Genomic DNA, 207 nt, shown 5'->3' with positions numbered 1-207 from the left:
AAGCAGGCGAACCAGAGGTTACTAAAGAAGAAATACCATTCGAGAAAAAACGTGAGTTCAATCCAGACTTAAAACCAGGTGAAGAGAAAGTAACGCAAGAAGGACAAACTGGAGAGAAAACAACAACAACGCCAACAACAATTAATCCATTAACGGGAGAAAAAGTAGGCGAAGGTGAACCAACAACAGAAGTAACAAAAGAACCAG

At 40.1% G+C, this 207-nt stretch carries 1 protein-coding gene; it reads left to right on the top strand.

Annotated elements, in window-relative coordinates:
* The coding region (locus HMPREF3265_RS10935) for a G5 domain-containing protein (RefSeq protein ID WP_176746627.1) at nucleotides 1-207 on the top strand (207 nt) is incomplete at both ends.

It is taken from the genome of Staphylococcus sp. HMSC62B09, from assembly GCF_001839115.1.
Taxonomy (GTDB): Bacteria; Bacillota; Bacilli; order Staphylococcales; family Staphylococcaceae; genus Staphylococcus; species Staphylococcus haemolyticus.
The sequence above is the reverse complement of the archived record's forward strand: the minus strand, read 5'-3'. Positions and strand labels throughout refer to the sequence as shown.